Source organism: Priestia sp. YIM B13551 (assembly GCF_042787905.1).
Classification (GTDB): domain Bacteria; phylum Bacillota; class Bacilli; order Bacillales; family Bacillaceae_H; genus Priestia.
The window spans coordinates 1441573-1458754 of sequence record NZ_JBHZOX010000001.1 but is presented as its reverse complement, the minus strand read 5'-3'; the positions used below and the strand labels follow the sequence as shown (position 1 = coordinate 1458754).

Sequence of the window (17182 nt, the reverse complement as noted above, 5' to 3'; positions counted from 1 at the left end):
GATAAAGGTGAAAAGTTATATTTTGAAACGATTTTTATCCATGCTTGTTACGCTGTGGGTAATTGTGACCTTAACCTTCTTTTTAATGCATTCGATTCCTGGATCTCCATTTAATGAAGAACGAGCGACAAGCGATGCAGTTCAAAAAAACCTGGAATCATTTTATCACTTAGATGAGCCGCTAGCTGTGCAATATATTCTTTATTTAAAATCCATTGTTACCTTTGACTTTGGTCCTTCCATTAAACAGCCGTCTCAAACGGTTAACGACCTTTTAGGAAGAGGGTTTCCCGTGTCATTTGAACTTGGAATGGTGACGTTAATTCTTGCGGTGATTTCCGGTATTACACTAGGCATTATCGCTGCTCTTAGAAGGAATGGAATAATTGATTACATGGCGATGAGCATAGCAGTTATCGGATTGTCGGTTCCAAATTTTGTTATGGCCACGTTGTTAATTCAACAGCTTTCTGTCAATTTGAAAATTTTACCTGCCGCTACGTGGACAAGCCCTTTACATATGATTCTTCCGACTCTAGCTCTTGCCACAGGTCCTATGGCTATTATTGCACGTTTGACTCGCTCAAGCATGATAGAAGTACTAACTCAAGATTATATTCGAACAGCGCGTGCAAAAGGGCTTTCGCCAGTAAAAATTGTATTTAAGCATGCGCTTAGAAATGCTTTAATGCCCGTTATAACAGTTCTTGGAACGATTGCAGCCAGCGTATTAACCGGCACATTTGTTATTGAACAAATCTTTGCTATTCCTGGCATGGGAAAATATTTTGTGGACAGTATTAATACGAGAGACTACCCGGTAATTATGGGCACGACGGTCTTTTACAGTTCGATTCTCATCATTATGCTTTTTTTAGTAGACATTGCTTACGGAATACTTGATCCACGAATCAAACTGTATAAGAAGGAGGGATAACGTGCTGGAAAAACAGGAGTATAAGCAAATTCCTGATGAGTGGTTTGTGCCAAAGAAAAAAAAGAAATCTGAAGCTGAAGCAGTTGTAAGGCCGAGTCTTTCTTATTGGCATGATGCTTGGCGCAGGCTTGTAAAAAACAAGTTGGCCATGCTGGGTCTCTTTTTTTTAGTCATTCTCGTTGTGATGGCTATATTCGGTCCTATGTTTTCACCCTACAGTGTAACGAAAGCTTCTTTTACAGAGCAAAACCTTCCTCCTTCAGCTAGTCATTGGTTTGGAACGGATGACTTAGGCAGAGATATGTACACTCGGACATGGTATGGAGCTAGAATCTCTTTATTTGTAGGACTCATGGCAGCGCTTATTGATTTTATCATCGGTGTCATTTACGGGGGATTCTCAGGCTACAAAGGCGGAAAAACAGATAATGTCATGATGCGCGTAATTGAAATTTTATACGGTCTTCCTTATTTATTAGTGGTGATTTTACTAATGGTAGTCATGGGCCCCGGGCTTTCTACGATTATTGTGGCACTTTCCGTTACAGGTTGGATCGGGATGGCGAGAATTGTACGGGGGCAAGTATTGCAAATAAAAAACTATGAATACGTGCTTGCATCCAAAACGTTTGGAACAAAAACTAGTCGTATCATTAAGCGAAACCTGCTTCCAAATACGATGGGGCCGATTATCGTTCAAATGACACTAACCGTACCAACTGCCATTTTTGCTGAAGCTTTTTTAAGCTTTTTAGGGCTGGGTGTACAGGCTCCTTATGCCAGCTGGGGAGTAATGGCAAACGATGGTTTATCAACGATTCTATCAGGCTATTGGTGGCGTTTGTTTTTTCCCGCTTTTTTTATTTCTCTTACCATGTTTGCTTTTAATGTCCTTGGAGACGGACTGCAAGATGCACTTGATCCGAAATTAAGGAGGTAAGCAAATGGAAAAAATGATCCAAATCAAAAACTTACACGTACAGTTTTCAACTTACGGAGGGCGAGTTCAAGCTGTAAGAGGCGTTAGTTTTGATTTACATAAAGGAGAAACACTAGCGATTGTCGGAGAGTCAGGGTGCGGAAAAAGCGTAACATCTCAAAGTATTATGAGGTTAATTCCGACACCTCCGGGCAGGATCACAAGCGGATCTATTTTATTTAAAGGCCAGGATTTAACGAAACTATCAGAAAAGAAAATGCGAGACATTCGAGGCGCTGATATTTCGATGATTTTTCAGGATCCTATGACTGCGCTTAACCCAACTCTTCGCGTAGGTGAGCAAATTGCAGAAAATATTATGCAACATGAAAACATTTCAAAAGAAAAAGCCAAAGAAAAAGCATTTGAAATGCTGGAGCTAGTCGGAATTCCAAATCCTAAAGAACGCCTAAAGCAATATCCTCATGAATTTAGCGGGGGAATGAGACAGCGTATTGTCATTGCAATGGCTCTTGTATGCAATCCCGAAGTGCTCATTGCTGATGAACCTACCACAGCTCTTGACGTCACGATACAAGCGCAGATTTTAGAATTGTTTAAGGATATTCAGCAGAAAACGGATGTCTCTATTGTTTTAATTACCCATGATTTAGGTGTAGTTGCTCAGGTAGCTGACCGTGTTGCCGTAATGTATGCAGGAAAGATTGTAGAAATTGGAACAAGAAGAGACATCTTTTATACGCCGCAGCATCCGTATACAAAAGGATTGCTGCGTTCAGTTCCTCGGTTAGATTTATACGAAAGTGAACTTGTGCCTATTGCAGGATCACCTCCCGATTTATTTGCACCTCCATCCGGATGTTCGTTCGCACCTCGCTGTCCTTACGTAATGGAAGTGTGTGACCGCATGTATCCTGCGTCGACAAAGCTGAAAGAAAGTCACCAAGTGCACTGCTGGCTTCAAGATGAGAGAGCCCAAAAATTTGTAGCAACTATAAGCTAGATTTATAGATGAATAGAGAACTTATGAAAGAGGGGGAAATGATGAAAAAAATAGGGTCTTTACTAATGATGTGTGTACTTATATTTGCACTTGCTGCCTGTACGGCCACAAAAGATTCAGGCGCGGAGCCAGAAAAGAAAAGCAGTACAGCAAAAGAAGACGGTAAGGTCCTTTATATGAATAATGGCGCAGAACCTACGTCTTTTGATCCACCTATTGGATTTGATTCATATTCATGGAATATGCTTAATAACTTAATGGAAGGGCTGACTCGTTTAGGAAAAAGCGATGAGCCTGAAGGAGCAATGGCCGAGAAATGGGATATCTCTGAGGACAAAAAGGTCTATACGTTTCATTTACGAAAAGATGCTAAATGGTCAAATGGAGATGACGTGAAAGCAAGTGATTTCGTATTTGCTTGGAAGAGGCTGTTAGATCCTAAGACGGGTTCTCCAGCGGCATTTTTAGGTTATTTCATCCAAGGTGGAGAAGAATTTAATACGGGTAAAGGTAGTGCTGATCAAGTAGGGGTAAAAGCGCTAGATGACAAAACCTTTGAAGTTACGCTTAAAAGCCCTCAAGCCTATTTCTTAAGCGTAGTTTCCAATCCAGCGTTCTTCCCAATTAATGAAAAAGTAGCAACAAAAAATCCGAAATGGTTTGCAGAAGCAGATTCGTTTGTTGCTAATGGTCCCTTCAAATTAACTCAATGGAAGCATAACAGTAATCTAGTCATGGAAAGAAACGATCAGTATTGGGACGCTGAAAATGTAAAGCTCGACAAGGTAAAATGGGTAATTGTTGAAAATACAAACACAGAATATCAAATGTATCAAAATGGAGAACTAGATGTTTCTGAAATTCCATCGGATTTAAGTGAAAAGCTGCTGAAAGATGGAGATGTTCATATCGAAGACCAAGCGGGAACTTACTTCTATCGCTTTAACTTAGATAAAGAGCCCTTTCAAAACAAAAATATCCGTAAAGCATTTGCAATGGCTGTAGATCAAGATCAAATTGTTAATTTTGTTACAAAGAATAAAGAAAAACCAGCTCGTGGGTTCGTATCTTACGGATTTAAAGATGCAGATGGAAAGGATTTCCGCAAAACGGGCGGCGACTTATTAAAAACAGATGGCAAAGAAGCAAAAGCACTTCTGAAAAAAGGAATGAAAGAAGAAGGATATAAAAAGCTGCCAGCTATTACGCTAACATACAGTACAGACGATACGCATAAAAAAATAGCAGAAGCACTGCAGCAAATGTTCAAAGAAAATCTAGGCGTAGATGTGAAGCTTGCCAATATGGAATGGAATGTTTTCCAAGAAGAACAAAAAGCGTTAAAGTTTCAGCTGTCACGAAGTTCATTTTTAGCTGATTATGCAGATCCAATTAACTTTTTAGAGAGCTTCCAGACGGGTCATTCAATGAACCGTACAGCTTGGAGCAATAAAGAATATGATGAGTTAATTAAACAAGCTATGAACGAAACGGATAATAAAAAACGTTTTGAGCTTATGTATAAAGCAGAAGGTATTTTATTTGATGAGATGCCGATCATTCCTATCCATTTCTACAACTATGTGTTTTTAATCAAAGATAACGTATCTGGAATTGTTCGTCATCCTGTTGGCTATTTAGATTTGAAGTGGGCAGATAAACAGTAAAGTGGAACTTTTCGTCAGAGGGGATTTCAATTCCCTTCTGACCCAAGTTTCACTTTCTTCATTTCTTTACACAAAAGGAGTGTAACAAATGATAAAACCAAAACCATTACAAAAAGGTGATACAGTAGCTGTTATTGCACCTGCTAGTCCGCCTAATCAGCACAATCTAAAAAAAGGAATAGAATATTTAAGGGAAATAGGATTAAACGTAGTAACAGGCGCGCATTTATATAAAAAAAACGGGTACTTGGCAGGGACTGATGAACAGCGAGCAGCCGATATACATGCGATGTTTGCCAATAAGGAAGTAAAGGCAATTATCTGTGCATGCGGAGGGTACGGGACTGCTAGGCTTGCCTCGCAATTAAACTACGATTTAATTAAGCGAAACCCAAAGGTTTTTTGGGGGTATAGCGATATTACGTTTTTACATACGGCTATTCATCAGCGCACAGGTTTGGTTACCTTTCACGGGCCAATGCTTTCGTCGGATCTCGGAAAAGAAGATGTTCATATAGAGACGAAGCAAGCTTTTTATCAATTATTTTCTCACCGTTCTTTGTGCTATACGGATCAAATTAGTCCGCTCGACACTATTTGTGAAGGAGAAGCAACTGGTCAGCTGATAGGAGGAAATCTTACTTTGCTGGTAAGCACGCTTGGCACTCCATTTGAACTAGATACAAAAAATCGAATTTTATTTATTGAAGATATTGATGAAGAGCCGTATGAAATTGACCGCATGATGACACAGCTGTATATGGCCAATAAACTGCAGGATGCAGCGGGAATTATTATCGGAGATTTTCATAACTGCTATCCTAAAAAACGTAAGGAGTCGCTTTCATTAGAAGAGGCATTAACAAGTTACCTGACTTCTTTAAAAAAGCCTGTTATGAGAGGGTTTCGCATCGGGCATTGCTCTCCTCAAACAGCTGTGGCGATTGGAAGCTATGCCACGATGTCGACTTATGAACGAATGGTGGAATTTGAATCCGGTATTACATTACCAAAAGATAAAGTCGAACGCTGAAGGTTAAACCTGCGGGGAGGATAAATAAGTGATGGATAAAAAAGCGTATTACGTTTGTGTAGCTGTGGCGACTGTTTGGACTTCCTATGACTCTAGCAGAGAAATAGATGACAATGCAATAAGTTTCCCAGTAAAACTGGATAAATGGCTAGAACAATTAACGTATACACGCCGGTTGGAGCTTTGTGAGAAAAATTTAGTTCAAACGCAGCTGTTACTAGGAGAAGAAGTATATGTAACGGAAATGAAAGGTAAATGGGCAAAAATCGTTATTCCTTCTCAGTTTTCTTCTAAAGATGAAAGAGGATATCCCGGGTGGGTTCCTTTCCACCAACTGATTTCTCAAGCCGAATATTTTCCATTGAATAAACCAACGGCAGTGGTATCAGCAACGATTGCGACCCTGCACCTAGCGGAAGAAGCCTTGCAAATTAGTTATCAAACGCAGCTGCCTCTTTTAAAAGAAGATAAAGAATGGCTACAAGTTCAAACGCCGGTTGGCAGTGGGAGAATAAAACGTCAAGATGCTGTTGTAATAGAGGATAGAAACCGTAAAGTAAAAGGAACTGGGGATATGATTATTGCAGCAGGAGAACAGTTTTTGAATCTTCCATATTTATGGGGTGGCATGAGTGCCTGGGGATATGATTGTTCCGGGTTTGCCTATGCTACTCATAAAGCAAACGGATATCTTATTCCAAGAGATGCAACCGATCAAGCAAGGCAAGGAAAAGAAGTAGGGTTAGCCTCTATTCAACCTGGAGATTTGCTGTTTTTCGCTCATGAAAAAGGTGAAGGGGCTATCCACCATGTTGGTATTTATTATGGTAAAGGAAAAATGCTTCATTCACCTAAAACAGGTAAAACCGTTGAACTGATTGAATTAAAAGGAACGCTTTATGAAGAAGAGCTGTGCGCAGCCCGGCGCTATTATTAGGAGGTGGCAGTTATGACAACGAAGCATTTGTTAGAAGTAAAGCAGCTGAGCAAATATTTTCCGATTACGAATAAGCAGGTTTTGAAAGCAGTAGACGGCGTGTCTTTCCATATTTCAAAAGGAGAAACCTTTGGACTTGTTGGTGAATCCGGCTGCGGAAAATCAACTGCCGGGCGAACAATCATTGGATTGTATAACCGTACATCAGGAGAGGTGCTTTATAAAGGGAAAAACGTGCATGAGCTATCAGAGAAAGAAAAATTTGCTTTTCATCGTAATATGCAAATGATTTTTCAAGATCCATATGCTTCACTAAACCCTCGTTCTACCGTGAAGGAGATTATCTCAGAACCAATGGAGGTTCACGGACTTTATTCGAATAAAAAAGAGATGCTGAACCGCGTGTATGAGTTGCTAGAAGATGTCGGGCTAAATCGTGATCATGCCAATCGCTATCCTCATGAATTCAGCGGCGGGCAGCGCCAGCGTATAGGGATTGCAAGAGCTTTAGCACTAAATCCAGAATGCATTATTGCAGACGAACCTATTTCTGCTTTAGATGTGTCTGTACAGGCTCAAGTAGTTAATTTATTAAAAAAACTCCAAAAAGAAAAAGGATTAACTTATTTATTTATTGCACATGACTTGTCGATGGTAAAGCATATAAGCAATCGTATTGGAGTTATGTATTTAGGGCATTTAGTAGAATTAACAACAAGTTCGGAGCTGTATCAAAAACCGCTTCACCCTTACACTCAAGCTCTACTGTCAGCTATTCCTATCCCTGATCCTGACGTTGAGGATAATCGGAAGCGGATTGTTCTTAAAGGAGAATTACCGAGTCCAATTAACCCGCCCTCTGGCTGCGTGTTTAATACGCGCTGTCCTCTTGCAGTAGCAGCCTGTAAGACTCAAAAGCCAGAGTGGCAGGAAGTTGAAGACAATCACTTTGTAGCCTGTCACTTATACAATCAAAAGATAATGAGTAACAACTATATTGAAACAGCTGCGACAAAATGATGGAAAGAGCGAGAATGAAAATAGAAGATGCAGTTACTACATGGAAGCGGAGTAATAATGGACTTATACGTATTCATATTGAAGGAAAAGAATCCATACAGATTAATTCTTTTATCCAACAACGAGCAGCAAGTACAATCAAGCTGCTGCTTGCAATAGAAGCGTTTCGTCAAATTGATGAGGGCATCTTGGCTTTAACATCTGTCATTCAAAGAATGGAAAAAAACACGGTTGGTGGAGCAGGTGTACTTAGAGCTCTTCCGCGGTTAACACATATTAAAGTGGAAGAGCTGCTTACCCTTATGATAATTGTTTCTGACAACACAGCTACAAATGAGCTCATTTCTTTAGTAGGATTTGAAAAAATTAACGAATGTGCTAAAAATCTAGGATTAAAGAAAACTGTTTTAAACCGCTATATGATGGACGAAATCGCTGTTGAAAAAGGGATTGATAATTATACGTGTGCCTCTGACGTAGTAAAGTGTTTAAGGGAAATATATGAAGGAAACCTTTTGCAAAAATCTAGTCGCGAAAAAATAATGAGAATGTTAGAAATGCAGCAGTTTCAGCATAAGCTTCCAGCACGTATAGGATCAGCGTTTCAAGCTGCGAATAAGACTGGAGAACTACAGGGAGCAGAACATGATAGTGCTATTCTCATGCGAGGTAACGAAACGTATTATGCCGTTGTTTTGATAGATGGACTAAGTGACAATGAACAGGGAAGGAGATTAATTGCTGATATTGGATACCTTCTGTCATCTAACATCTAAAAATCTTTTAACCATATACTTCAATAAGCGAGATTGGTTTGCTCCCTTTTATTTAATGTCTTCTATCAAAGAAAAACTCACATTTACTAATAATAAATGCTTGTCTTCTCAGATTTTGGCGAGGCCGTTGTTTGCTGTGCTGGATTTGTGCTAGTAATAGATAAACATGTTCTTTTTCATGAAATTTTATGAAAAAATAATGATAAATCATTCATCCTATACCAACTTATTCGTATTTTTTATATAATAGAATAATAGTATATATTTTAAACGAATAGTGAATGTCTATGCAAAGCAGCAAGGAGCATGAAATTATTCGATTCATAAATGGTGGTGTATGTATGGCAAACGAACATGTAATGATAGATATTATAAAAGCATTTAAACGCAATTCAACTGAATCCATTGCCATGGATTTAATTAAGGAAGTGCGAGGGACATTTAGTCCATTACCTAAATATATAGCGGATTTAATTGATGAGCTGAGAAAATTAAATTTAAAAGACGAAGTGATCAGTGTAATCTTGTATCAATCTGTATATGTGGCAGATCATCAATTTAATATTAAAGATACCATTACCAATCGTCAGTTTGTAAAAGATACGATTGAAATGGGCAGAAGATGGGTGCATCAGTACGGCCGAATTGAAACAGTAGAAGAAGCAATTCATATTGCAGAGCAAGTGTCTACAAAAGAGGACTTGCCTCATCATTTGCAAACAGCAACAATTGACGAAAAAATTACGCTTGAGGTGCAGCTTGATCATCAAACGTATGAAATGTTAAAAAATATAGCGGTTTATTATGATCATCATTCCTATGAACAGTCAATGACTGTAGCAATTAATCGTTTATATACGCAGCTGCGCGATGCACAATCAAAGAATAGTTAAATGTCAAATCTCACATGTTCCGTGCACCATGTGAGATTTTTTAAGATGTGAAAGAGGCGCAGATGAAAATGTCTTGCTCCATCATTCACCAAAAGGAGGGAGAACATAGATGAGGGTATATTTATCTCCTCTTCAAAAAAAAGATGCTTCTAAAGTTTTTGCATATTGGTCGGATGAAGAGGTTACTAGATATATGAATATTGAGCCCTTTACGACGCTTTATCAAGCGGAAAGCATGATTGCACTTCTCCAAAGTTTGACGAAAGAAGGGAAAGCAACACGCTATGCTATTCGATTAAAGACTTCCGATGAGATCATTGGAACCTGCGGTCTAAACCGTATTGATTATGTTAAAAAGCAAGCAGAGATTGGGTATGATTTAGGCAAACCTTTTTGGAAAAAAGGCCTCATGACAGAAGCGCTCTGCCTTTTGCTAGAAAAAGCTTTTGAAGAGTTTCATATACAAGAAATTGAAGCAAAAGTTGATCCTAATAATAAAGATTCAATTACTCTTTTAAAAAAATTTTCGTTTCAACTAGAAGAGGCGTATGAGTCAGATGATTGTACTTGTTTATACACCGTCAACAAGGAAAAAGTGAGCGCGATATTGTCAGGACGTTCAAAAGGTAAGAAGTAAATCAAGCATAAGTTCTGCATAAGTTCTTTTGAAATAGTAAATATTTTTAGGCCTTAACCGATAACAAAGAAAAGAACGAATTGAAGGAAGGTCATGAATGAATCATCATACACATTTACTAGAAGGGACGTACAATGAGTTACTCGTTACACTCTCTTTCCTTATCGCTATTACTGCGGCGTACGCTTCTTTTGGGTTAGCTAATCGTGTGAAAATTTCCCGGGCAAAATTTATTCAGTTTTGGTTAATCAGCGGGGCATGTACATTGGGAATAGGCATTTGGTCAATGCATTTTATCGCCATGCTTGCTTTTCACTTGCCCGTAGATGTTTCATATAATTTATGGTTTGTTCTTCTCTCAATTTTGGGAGCGATAACGGGATGTTATATAGGCCTCTACCTCATTCACAAACAAAAGAAAAGTATAAAAGCACTTATCATTGCAGGGAGCTTTATGGGAGCTGGAATTGTTTTTATGCACTATTTGGGCATGATGGCTATGGAGCCAATTATGATTTCATATGATCCATTTATCGTTTTTCTCTCTATTCTTATTGCTGTTGCTGCTTCTAATACAGCTTTGTGGCTTGGTTTTTATTCAAAGCTAAATGAAGGGAAGCTTACCGTTTTTGCTAAGGTTATTTGTTCTACTATTATGGGCATTGCTATTGCAGGTATGCACTATACGGGCATGCAGGCAGCTTCTTTTTCAGGAATGTCAATGTCTGAACACTCAAACGGCTTTGCCTTAAATCCAATATATTTATCCGTCGTTATTGTTTTTTTTATTGTCTGCCTATTTACGGCTGTGTTTTTAACCATTTTTATGGATCGACGCGTACAAAAACAAGAAGTTTTAAAATGGGCTTTTTTTGAATCCGCCCTGGATGCTATTTTGGTAATCGATGAAAAAAGACATGTTTTATCGCTCAATTATGCAGCGGAAACGCTTTTCTCTCTTAAAGCATCAGATGTAATCGGGAGTAATGTTGTTAAGCTGCTGCCCTTCTATGAATTTTCTTCTCTACAAGATGGACGAACTGAGCACTCCCTTTTGATAAGTAATAGAGAAGTTACGGTTGAGATAACGGTGATGGCGGTAGGAATTGAAGAGACGGTTGAGTATATGCTGTATATCCGCAATATGACGCAAGAGCGCGAAGCAGAAAAAACGTTGATTGAAGCAAAAAATCGCTATGAAAACTTGTTTTACTCCTCTCCATTGGCAATTATGGTCCATCGAGAAGAAGAGGTGGTGTCTGTGAATGATGCTATGATTCAGCTTTTAGGAGTAACGGAAGACCAGCTCGTTGGTAAATCGTTATATGATTTCTTTTCATCTGAACAAGTTCCTGATATTAAAAAAGGATTGAAGGCAGTAAAGGATAGAAAAGATGAGCCAAGATCTCCATTAGCTCAGTTGAAAATGTTTAATGCGTTAGGTAAGGAACTCTTCTTAGAAGTAAAATCTACGCTCATTCAAATTAATGGAGAGACGCTTTTTCAGACAGTAACTAGAGATGTAACGGAACAGAAAAAAGCTCAAGAATCGCTTCAATACATGGCTTTTCACGATATGCTAACAGATTTACCAAATCGAAGTATGTTTTCAAGCATTGTAGAGAAATCCATTGATTCAGCAGCTACTTCAGGAAAAAAGCTTCATTTCTTATTTTTAGACCTAGATCGTTTCAAACAGGTAAATGACACGCTTGGTCATCATGCTGGAGATCAGCTTATGCTTCAGGTTGTTGATCGAATGAAGAGCTGCCTAAGAAACCAAGATGTGCTTTCGCGTTTTGGAGGAGATGAGTTTTTAGTTTTACTGCATGATAGGACTGATGAAGAAGTGAAAAAAATCTGTCAATCATTAAATGACTGCTTATCCACTCCTTTTGTAGTGCTATCGAGAGATGTTTATTTAGGGGTAAGCATCGGAGTTAGTTTATTTCCTAAAGATGGAAAGTTGCTTGAAGTGCTAGTTCGCCATGCTGATTTAGCGATGTACGAAGTCAAAAAACAAGGGCGTAATCATTATCTGTTTTATCAAAAAGAAATGCAGGTTCATACTACGCGACGAATGAGAATTGAAGATGGGTTACGCAAGGCTTTTGAGCTGGGCGAAATGGAGCTTCACTATCAGCCGAAAGTCAATATTCAAAGTGGCCATATTGTTGGAGTGGAGGCTTTAATCCGGTGGACTCATGCCGAGATGGGCGTCATTTCTCCCGCAGAATTTATTCCGATTGCTGAAGAAACAGGCGTTATTGTTACACTGACGAAATGGGTATTAAAAAAAGCGTGCCATCAAAATAAGTATTGGCAGCTTCAAGGACTTCCTCCCTTAAAAATGAGTGTGAACATATCAAGCGTTGATTTTGGTACAACTGATTTTGTTGATTATGTGTTAGGTGTCTTGCGTGAAGTAGAGTTAGAATCACGATATTTAGAACTTGAAATTACAGAAAGTGTAACGATGAAGCATGTTGAGCAAACAATCGAAAAGCTACAAATCTTAAAAGATGCAGGAGTATTTATTTCGATTGATGATTTTGGCTCAGGATACTCCTCGTTCAGCTATATTCAGAAGCTACCTATTCATACGCTGAAAATTGACCGGTCTTTTATTAAAGATTTAGATCCTAATACAACGGAAGTATCGATTGTCAGAGCCATTATTACACTAGCCAAAAGTTTGCAGCTATCCGTCGTAGCAGAAGGTGTAGAAGAAGTTGAACAAGTAGAACTTCTTCATAAAGAAAAATGTGATGAGGTGCAGGGATACTATTTCTCCAAACCGATTTCAGCGGAGGAATTTTATGAGAAATTTCATAAAATCGAAGAGAAAATGGAATTTGTTCATTAATGTAAAAAGCCGTTCTTATTTAAAAGAACGGCTTTTTACATTTAAGGTCAGAGCTAACAGTTTATACAATACATAGATTCCAAGGTATGCACCGGTTAATAAAAAAGCTGAATTTAAAAAGATTGCATGAATGCTCGTCATAAAAACAGTATGGTTTTTTAAGATACGATAGATAGAAGCAGCAGCTATATTTCCAAATACTAGCGCTGAAAGAAGGGCTAGCGTATTAAAAACTAGCTCTGCTCCTTTCCATTTGAGTGAGAAAAAGAGCATGATAATAGGAATAATAATACTTCCAGAAACTAACAGAAAAATCAATGGACCATCTCCAATACGTTATCTTATTACAGTTACATACGATAATGTTTTTGCTTATTTTTAGATAGTCTTCCCTTTTTATAGTCTGTTAAGCTTTTTTCTTCCATTTTTTACTTATATAAAAAAGTAAAATAATGGATAAAACCATTAAAATGATTTTGCCTTGCATAGATCCTTGTGAAATATGATAAACCGAATAAACTTCAATAAAAAGCGCTGGAATTTTTCCAAGTGCGCTAGCAGAAATGAATACGGCAAAGGAGCCTTTTCCTACAGCGCTGAAGAATGTAATGAGGCCTGATGGAACAAAGGGAAGTAAACGCAAAGAAAGAATCAATATAAAACTCTCTTTCCCTTGTACGCGCAGCAGCTTTAGCGACTTGGAGTGAGAAGGTGTTTTTGTATGAACAAGTGTACGGAAACCTTTTCGATACAGCCAAAAAGAGAGAGCTGCACCTAAAACTTCTCCAATAAAAGAAAGTAAAAATCCGTTCCAAAAACCAAATAATTTTACGTTTACGAACGTAAGGGGTGCGCTTGGAAATACGCCCGTAATGCTAATAAGAATGTTCAAGAGAATGCTGATAAACCCAGCTGCTTCTAAATGTTCAAGCAGAAATGTTTGAAGATAGTCAGTCATGGTTATACTCCCATTTATGTTTTACTTGTAGGGCTATTTTAGATGATTTTCTACTATTATATAATTTTTGGCATGAAATAAGTAGGTAAGCAGTTTATAAAAAACGAAACAGGGTAACTACTTACTAATGAAAGATGATTTACTGATTTGAAGGGATGGACAACTCATGTTGAAATTTTTGCTTGTTATTGTAGTTGTATTATTAATTATTATGATTTTTAAACGCTTTATCCGAAAATAAAAATGCTAACTAAGCAGCTCGTGAGATCTTTCTCACGAGCTCTTTTGCGGAGCTATTCAGTAGCTCAACAATACACTTTTTACCTGTGATGAATATCACTGCAGCTAGAGAAATGAAGGGGTAAGATAGAAATGGGAGGGAGGTATATGGAATTATTATTCTATCTCAGCACTTATTTATCAGGGGGAGCTATTGCATTATGGCTAATTAATGCAGCATTTAATGGATTATTAAAATAACAGAGGGAGAGAAAATGAACGATTCTAAAGGTATATTTAACGATAAAGAAAGAAAGCTTGCTCGCTATTTGGAGACGTACACAACTGAACAGATTTTAACTGAAGCAGGCATGTCTTCGTCTGCTGCGCTATATGAGCTGAAAAAAATAAGATTACCGCGGGCAGTTGCTAATACGATTGTTTATTACGTACTGGCAACAAATAATCAAAAGCTGGTTATGTACAAACTGCTCATGTTAGCTGGCGTTTGTAAAAAGCTTGGCATTCAAGATGCACAGGCAGCCCTCACTTTTATCAAAAAATATTACGTTTGTCATCAGCATTTACACTAAAAAGTACATCTGTCTGAGGGGGAAAAGAGATGAATATTGTCCCGTTTAAGCAGCGTTCATCTGCAAAAAATGATCAAGGCAGAGAACAGCCGTTTCAATGTTTCATTGAGGGAGATCGATTTCAGTTAGATTTGTATATGACATATTTATTTCATCGCTGCCATTCTAGCAGGTATAGATATAACCGTGCTAACAGAAAGGGTAGGATGTAATGATAAGATACCAGTGGTAAGCGGCTTCATTTTTCCTGATGGAATAATGAAGCCGTTTGTTGTGTTAGAAAGAATGATTTACTATGATGTAGTTAATGATAAAAGAAAAAGGAAGGGAAGGAACGTAATGGATTTACATAAGTGGGAATATTGGATTTCAAAGCTCGAGCTTCAGCCTCATCCAGAAGGAGGGTTTTATAAACAAACCTATCGCTCCAATGATGAAATTTCTGATAAAGAAGTGTCATCGCAGTTTGATGATAAACGATTTCTATACACGAGTATTTACTTTTTATTAAGGTCTCAAGATGTATCGCATTTCCACCGGCTGCAATCAGATGAACTATGGTACTATCATGGGGGAAGCCCTTTAACCATTCATATTATTTACCGCGACGGAACCTATCAAGAAGTAAAACTAGGTACAAACTTAGAAAATGGAGAAGTTCCTCAATTTTTAGTTCCAAGAGATACGATTTTTGGTTCCTCTGTGGCAAATGAGAATACGTTTTCTCTCGTTGGATGCATGGTCGCACCAGGTTTTGATTTCCGTGACTTTGAATTATTCACAAAACAGCAGCTGCTTGATGAATTCCCCGAGCATGTTGTGATCATCGACAAATTAGGGTACGATAAATTGCCAAATGATTAAAAAGCATGCATCTCGGTTTGATGCATGCTTTTTTCATTTGAACCAGCCTTTTTCCTTAAAGCGAGTAATGGCTTCAATGCGGTTTTTTACTTCGAGTTTGTCCAGAATGGTAGAAATATAATTGCGCACCGTTCCAGTCTTAATAGATAGTTCGTCAGCAATTTCTTTTGTGTTTTTTCCATCAGCTACTAGAGCTAATACTTCTTTCTCTCTAGCTGTAAGAGGACTGGTAGATTCACTATATAAGTCATCCACTAATTCTGGAGCATAGAGGCGCCTGCCTGCCATCACGCTTCGAATGGAATTTGCGAGTTCTTCACTTGGACTATCTTTTAGTAAGTATCCGCTTACGCCTGCTTTCAAAGCTCTTTGAAAATAGCCGGAGCGAGCGAACGTTGTCAAAATGATGACTTTGCAGTTTAAATCTTTCAGTTCCTCTGCAGCTTCAAGTCCAGTTTTAAGAGGCATCTCGATATCCATTACGCATATATCTGGCTGGTGCTGCTTAGCAAGTGATACCGCTTGTTCCCCATTTGAAGCTTTTCCGACAACTTCCATGTCATCTTCTAAATTTAACAAAGAGCCTAAAGCCCCTAACATCATTTGCTGATCTTCGGCAATGACAATTCGAATCATAATTGTTCCTCCTTAATATGTTTAACGATGTTTGGAACTGTAATATGAATAATCGTCCCCCCTTGACTGGAGATATCAAGATGGCCGTTTACAAACTCCAGCCGTTCTTTCATTCCTAAAAGACCGTTTCCTTTCCAGCAGGTTTTCTTCGTATTAATACCAACTCCATTGTCTTCTACCGTTATGCCTACTTCTTTTGCAGACTGATGTAAAGTAATCGTGCAAACGGTGGCTTGACTATGTTTGACCACATTGGTTACTGCTTCTTTTAAGCACATGCTAAGAATATTTTCAATTAGCAACGACACATTCTCTAATGAAATGGCCTCTTCTCCTACAAACTTAATTTCGGCAGCTTCTAAAAGCTCCTGAACGCGTTTTAGTTCTTCACTAAGGCGGATTCCACGCATTTGAGAAACCATGTTTCTCACTTCATTAAGAGCCGTGCGCGCTGTTTGCTGGACATCTTTTAATTCTGATTTTGCTTTTTCAGGATCTTTTGTAATAAGTTTTCTTGCTAAATCACTTTTTAGACCGATAAGAGACAGCTTTTGTCCTAACGTATCGTGCAGATCGCGAGCTATCCGCTGGCGTTCTTCCTGTTTTACAAGCTCAGAAATACGTTTATTTGCATCTTCAAGCTGTTCTTCCAGCCGGTCTCGCTTCTTCCGATTATAAATGCTAAATGGCAGTACAATCACACTGATGGAAATTACAAAAATGAAAGGCAGCTGTTTTAAAAAGATCTCTTCTTGCATAACAACGTTAAAGTTTACCGAAATAACGGTGCTAATTAAATGAACAGCATACAAAGTAAAGAAAGCGAGCCGTTTTTGGATATTTCCAATAAAATAAGCGATAAAAAAAGCAAAGTAAAAGGCAAAGTAAATATAATTGAAAATAGTTGTCAGGGCTAAGGAAATAACGATTAACAAAGCCGTCCATACGTAAACGGACTTGTCCGTTGAAACAAATGCAAAACGATAGAAAATAAAAAATAAGATGGTGAGTAACGAACCAACAATAATGTGATTCATGGATGAAGACTGTAAGATAAAATAAAATGGTAAAATGGCAAATACCGTCCATATGTAAGGAGATAGCCCAGTGATTTTTTGGAAAAACGTATATTTTTTCATAAAGAACCTCGTTTACTTGTTAAAATACACTATTAGTTTACCACAAAGTAGAATGAAATAAGTT

General features: G+C 38.2%; 18 protein-coding genes. 14 read left to right on the top strand and 4 right to left on the bottom strand.

The annotated features are described in order from the left end of the window. Positions 1–7 precede the first annotated feature (7 nt). The 11 genes from ACFX4N_RS07395 to ACFX4N_RS07345 all read left to right on the top strand — a co-directional run bounded on the left by ACFX4N_RS07395 (position 8) and on the right by ACFX4N_RS07345 (position 12709). The gene (locus ACFX4N_RS07395) at positions 8–937 is read left to right on the top strand and encodes an ABC transporter permease (RefSeq protein ID WP_013056182.1); all 930 of its coding nucleotides are present in this window, start codon (positions 8–10) and stop codon (positions 935–937) included. A 1-nt stretch (position 938) separates the two neighbouring features. Further along, complete coding sequence (locus ACFX4N_RS07390) at positions 939–1877, top strand: ABC transporter permease (RefSeq protein WP_013056183.1); 939 nt, start codon at positions 939–941, stop codon at positions 1875–1877. 4 nt (positions 1878–1881) lie between these two features. After that, positions 1882–2880: an ABC transporter ATP-binding protein gene (locus tag ACFX4N_RS07385; RefSeq protein WP_013056184.1), complete on the top strand. Its 999-nt coding sequence runs from the start codon at positions 1882–1884 to the stop codon at positions 2878–2880. A gap of 23 nt (positions 2881–2903) precedes the next feature. Then, on the top strand, positions 2904–4547 hold the full coding sequence (locus tag ACFX4N_RS07380; protein ID WP_057274597.1) for a peptide ABC transporter substrate-binding protein: 1644 nt from the start codon (positions 2904–2906) through the stop codon (positions 4545–4547). 88 nt (positions 4548–4635) lie between these two features. Continuing rightward, positions 4636–5580 carry a S66 peptidase family protein gene (locus tag ACFX4N_RS07375; RefSeq protein WP_013056186.1) on the top strand — a complete coding sequence of 315 codons (945 nt, stop codon included), beginning with the start codon at positions 4636–4638 and terminating at the stop codon, positions 5578–5580. 31 nt (positions 5581–5611) lie between these two features. Continuing rightward, positions 5612–6517, top strand: a complete 906-nt coding sequence (locus tag ACFX4N_RS07370; RefSeq protein WP_013056187.1) for a C40 family peptidase — start codon at positions 5612–5614, stop codon at positions 6515–6517. A 12-nt stretch (positions 6518–6529) separates the two neighbouring features. Then, positions 6530–7537, top strand: coding sequence for an ABC transporter ATP-binding protein (locus ACFX4N_RS07365; protein ID WP_013056188.1), 1008 nt, complete (start codon positions 6530–6532; stop codon positions 7535–7537). Continuing rightward, a complete protein-coding gene (locus tag ACFX4N_RS07360) occupies positions 7537–8313 on the top strand; it encodes a serine hydrolase (RefSeq protein WP_225519240.1) in 777 nt (258 codons plus the stop codon). The genes ACFX4N_RS07365 and ACFX4N_RS07360 overlap by 1 nt, the downstream gene beginning before the upstream one ends. Before the next feature lie 341 nt (positions 8314–8654). Further along, positions 8655–9206 (top strand): hypothetical protein, encoded by a 552-nt coding sequence (locus tag ACFX4N_RS07355; RefSeq protein ID WP_013056190.1) that lies wholly within the window; start codon positions 8655–8657, stop codon positions 9204–9206. A 109-nt stretch (positions 9207–9315) separates the two neighbouring features. Beyond that, positions 9316–9843, top strand: coding sequence for a GNAT family N-acetyltransferase (locus ACFX4N_RS07350; protein ID WP_013056191.1), 528 nt, complete (start codon positions 9316–9318; stop codon positions 9841–9843). A gap of 97 nt (positions 9844–9940) precedes the next feature. Then, the gene (locus ACFX4N_RS07345) at positions 9941–12709 is read left to right on the top strand and encodes a bifunctional diguanylate cyclase/phosphodiesterase (RefSeq protein ID WP_013056192.1); all 2769 of its coding nucleotides are present in this window, start codon (positions 9941–9943) and stop codon (positions 12707–12709) included. Between the two features lie 15 nt (positions 12710–12724). Here the strand turns inward: ACFX4N_RS07345 and ACFX4N_RS07340 are convergent, their stop codons facing one another. Together ACFX4N_RS07340 and ACFX4N_RS07335 are read right to left on the bottom strand one after the other, a co-directional pair. Beyond that, positions 12725–13027, bottom strand: a complete 303-nt coding sequence (locus tag ACFX4N_RS07340) for a hypothetical protein (RefSeq protein ID WP_013056193.1) — start codon at positions 13025–13027, stop codon at positions 12725–12727. Positions 13028–13115: 88 nt separating this feature from the next. Further along, positions 13116–13667, bottom strand: a complete 552-nt coding sequence (locus ACFX4N_RS07335; RefSeq protein ID WP_098449045.1) for a TVP38/TMEM64 family protein — start codon at positions 13665–13667, stop codon at positions 13116–13118. Between the two features lie 494 nt (positions 13668–14161). On the opposite strand from ACFX4N_RS07335, the gene ACFX4N_RS07330 reads away from it, so the two are divergent. The 3 genes from ACFX4N_RS07330 (at position 14162) to ACFX4N_RS07320 (ending at position 15343) form a co-directional block, all read left to right on the top strand. Then, a complete protein-coding gene (locus tag ACFX4N_RS07330) occupies positions 14162–14479 on the top strand; it encodes a hypothetical protein (protein ID WP_013056195.1) in 318 nt (105 codons plus the stop codon). Positions 14480–14508: 29 nt separating this feature from the next. Then, positions 14509–14691, top strand: coding sequence for a hypothetical protein (locus tag ACFX4N_RS07325; protein ID WP_029324165.1), 183 nt, complete (start codon positions 14509–14511; stop codon positions 14689–14691). Between the two features lie 127 nt (positions 14692–14818). Then, positions 14819–15343 (top strand): cupin domain-containing protein, encoded by a 525-nt coding sequence (locus ACFX4N_RS07320; RefSeq protein WP_013056196.1) that lies wholly within the window; start codon positions 14819–14821, stop codon positions 15341–15343. A 33-nt stretch (positions 15344–15376) separates the two neighbouring features. On the opposite strand, the gene ACFX4N_RS07315 is transcribed toward ACFX4N_RS07320, so the two are convergent. Further along, positions 15377–15979, bottom strand: a complete 603-nt coding sequence (locus ACFX4N_RS07315) for a response regulator transcription factor (protein ID WP_013056197.1) — start codon at positions 15977–15979, stop codon at positions 15377–15379. Further along, positions 15976–17118 carry a sensor histidine kinase gene (locus tag ACFX4N_RS07310; RefSeq protein WP_013056198.1) on the bottom strand — a complete coding sequence of 381 codons (1143 nt, stop codon included), beginning with the start codon at positions 17116–17118 and terminating at the stop codon, positions 15976–15978. Before ACFX4N_RS07310 ends, ACFX4N_RS07315 begins: the two co-directional genes overlap by 4 nt. Positions 17119–17182: the final 64 nt, after the last annotated feature.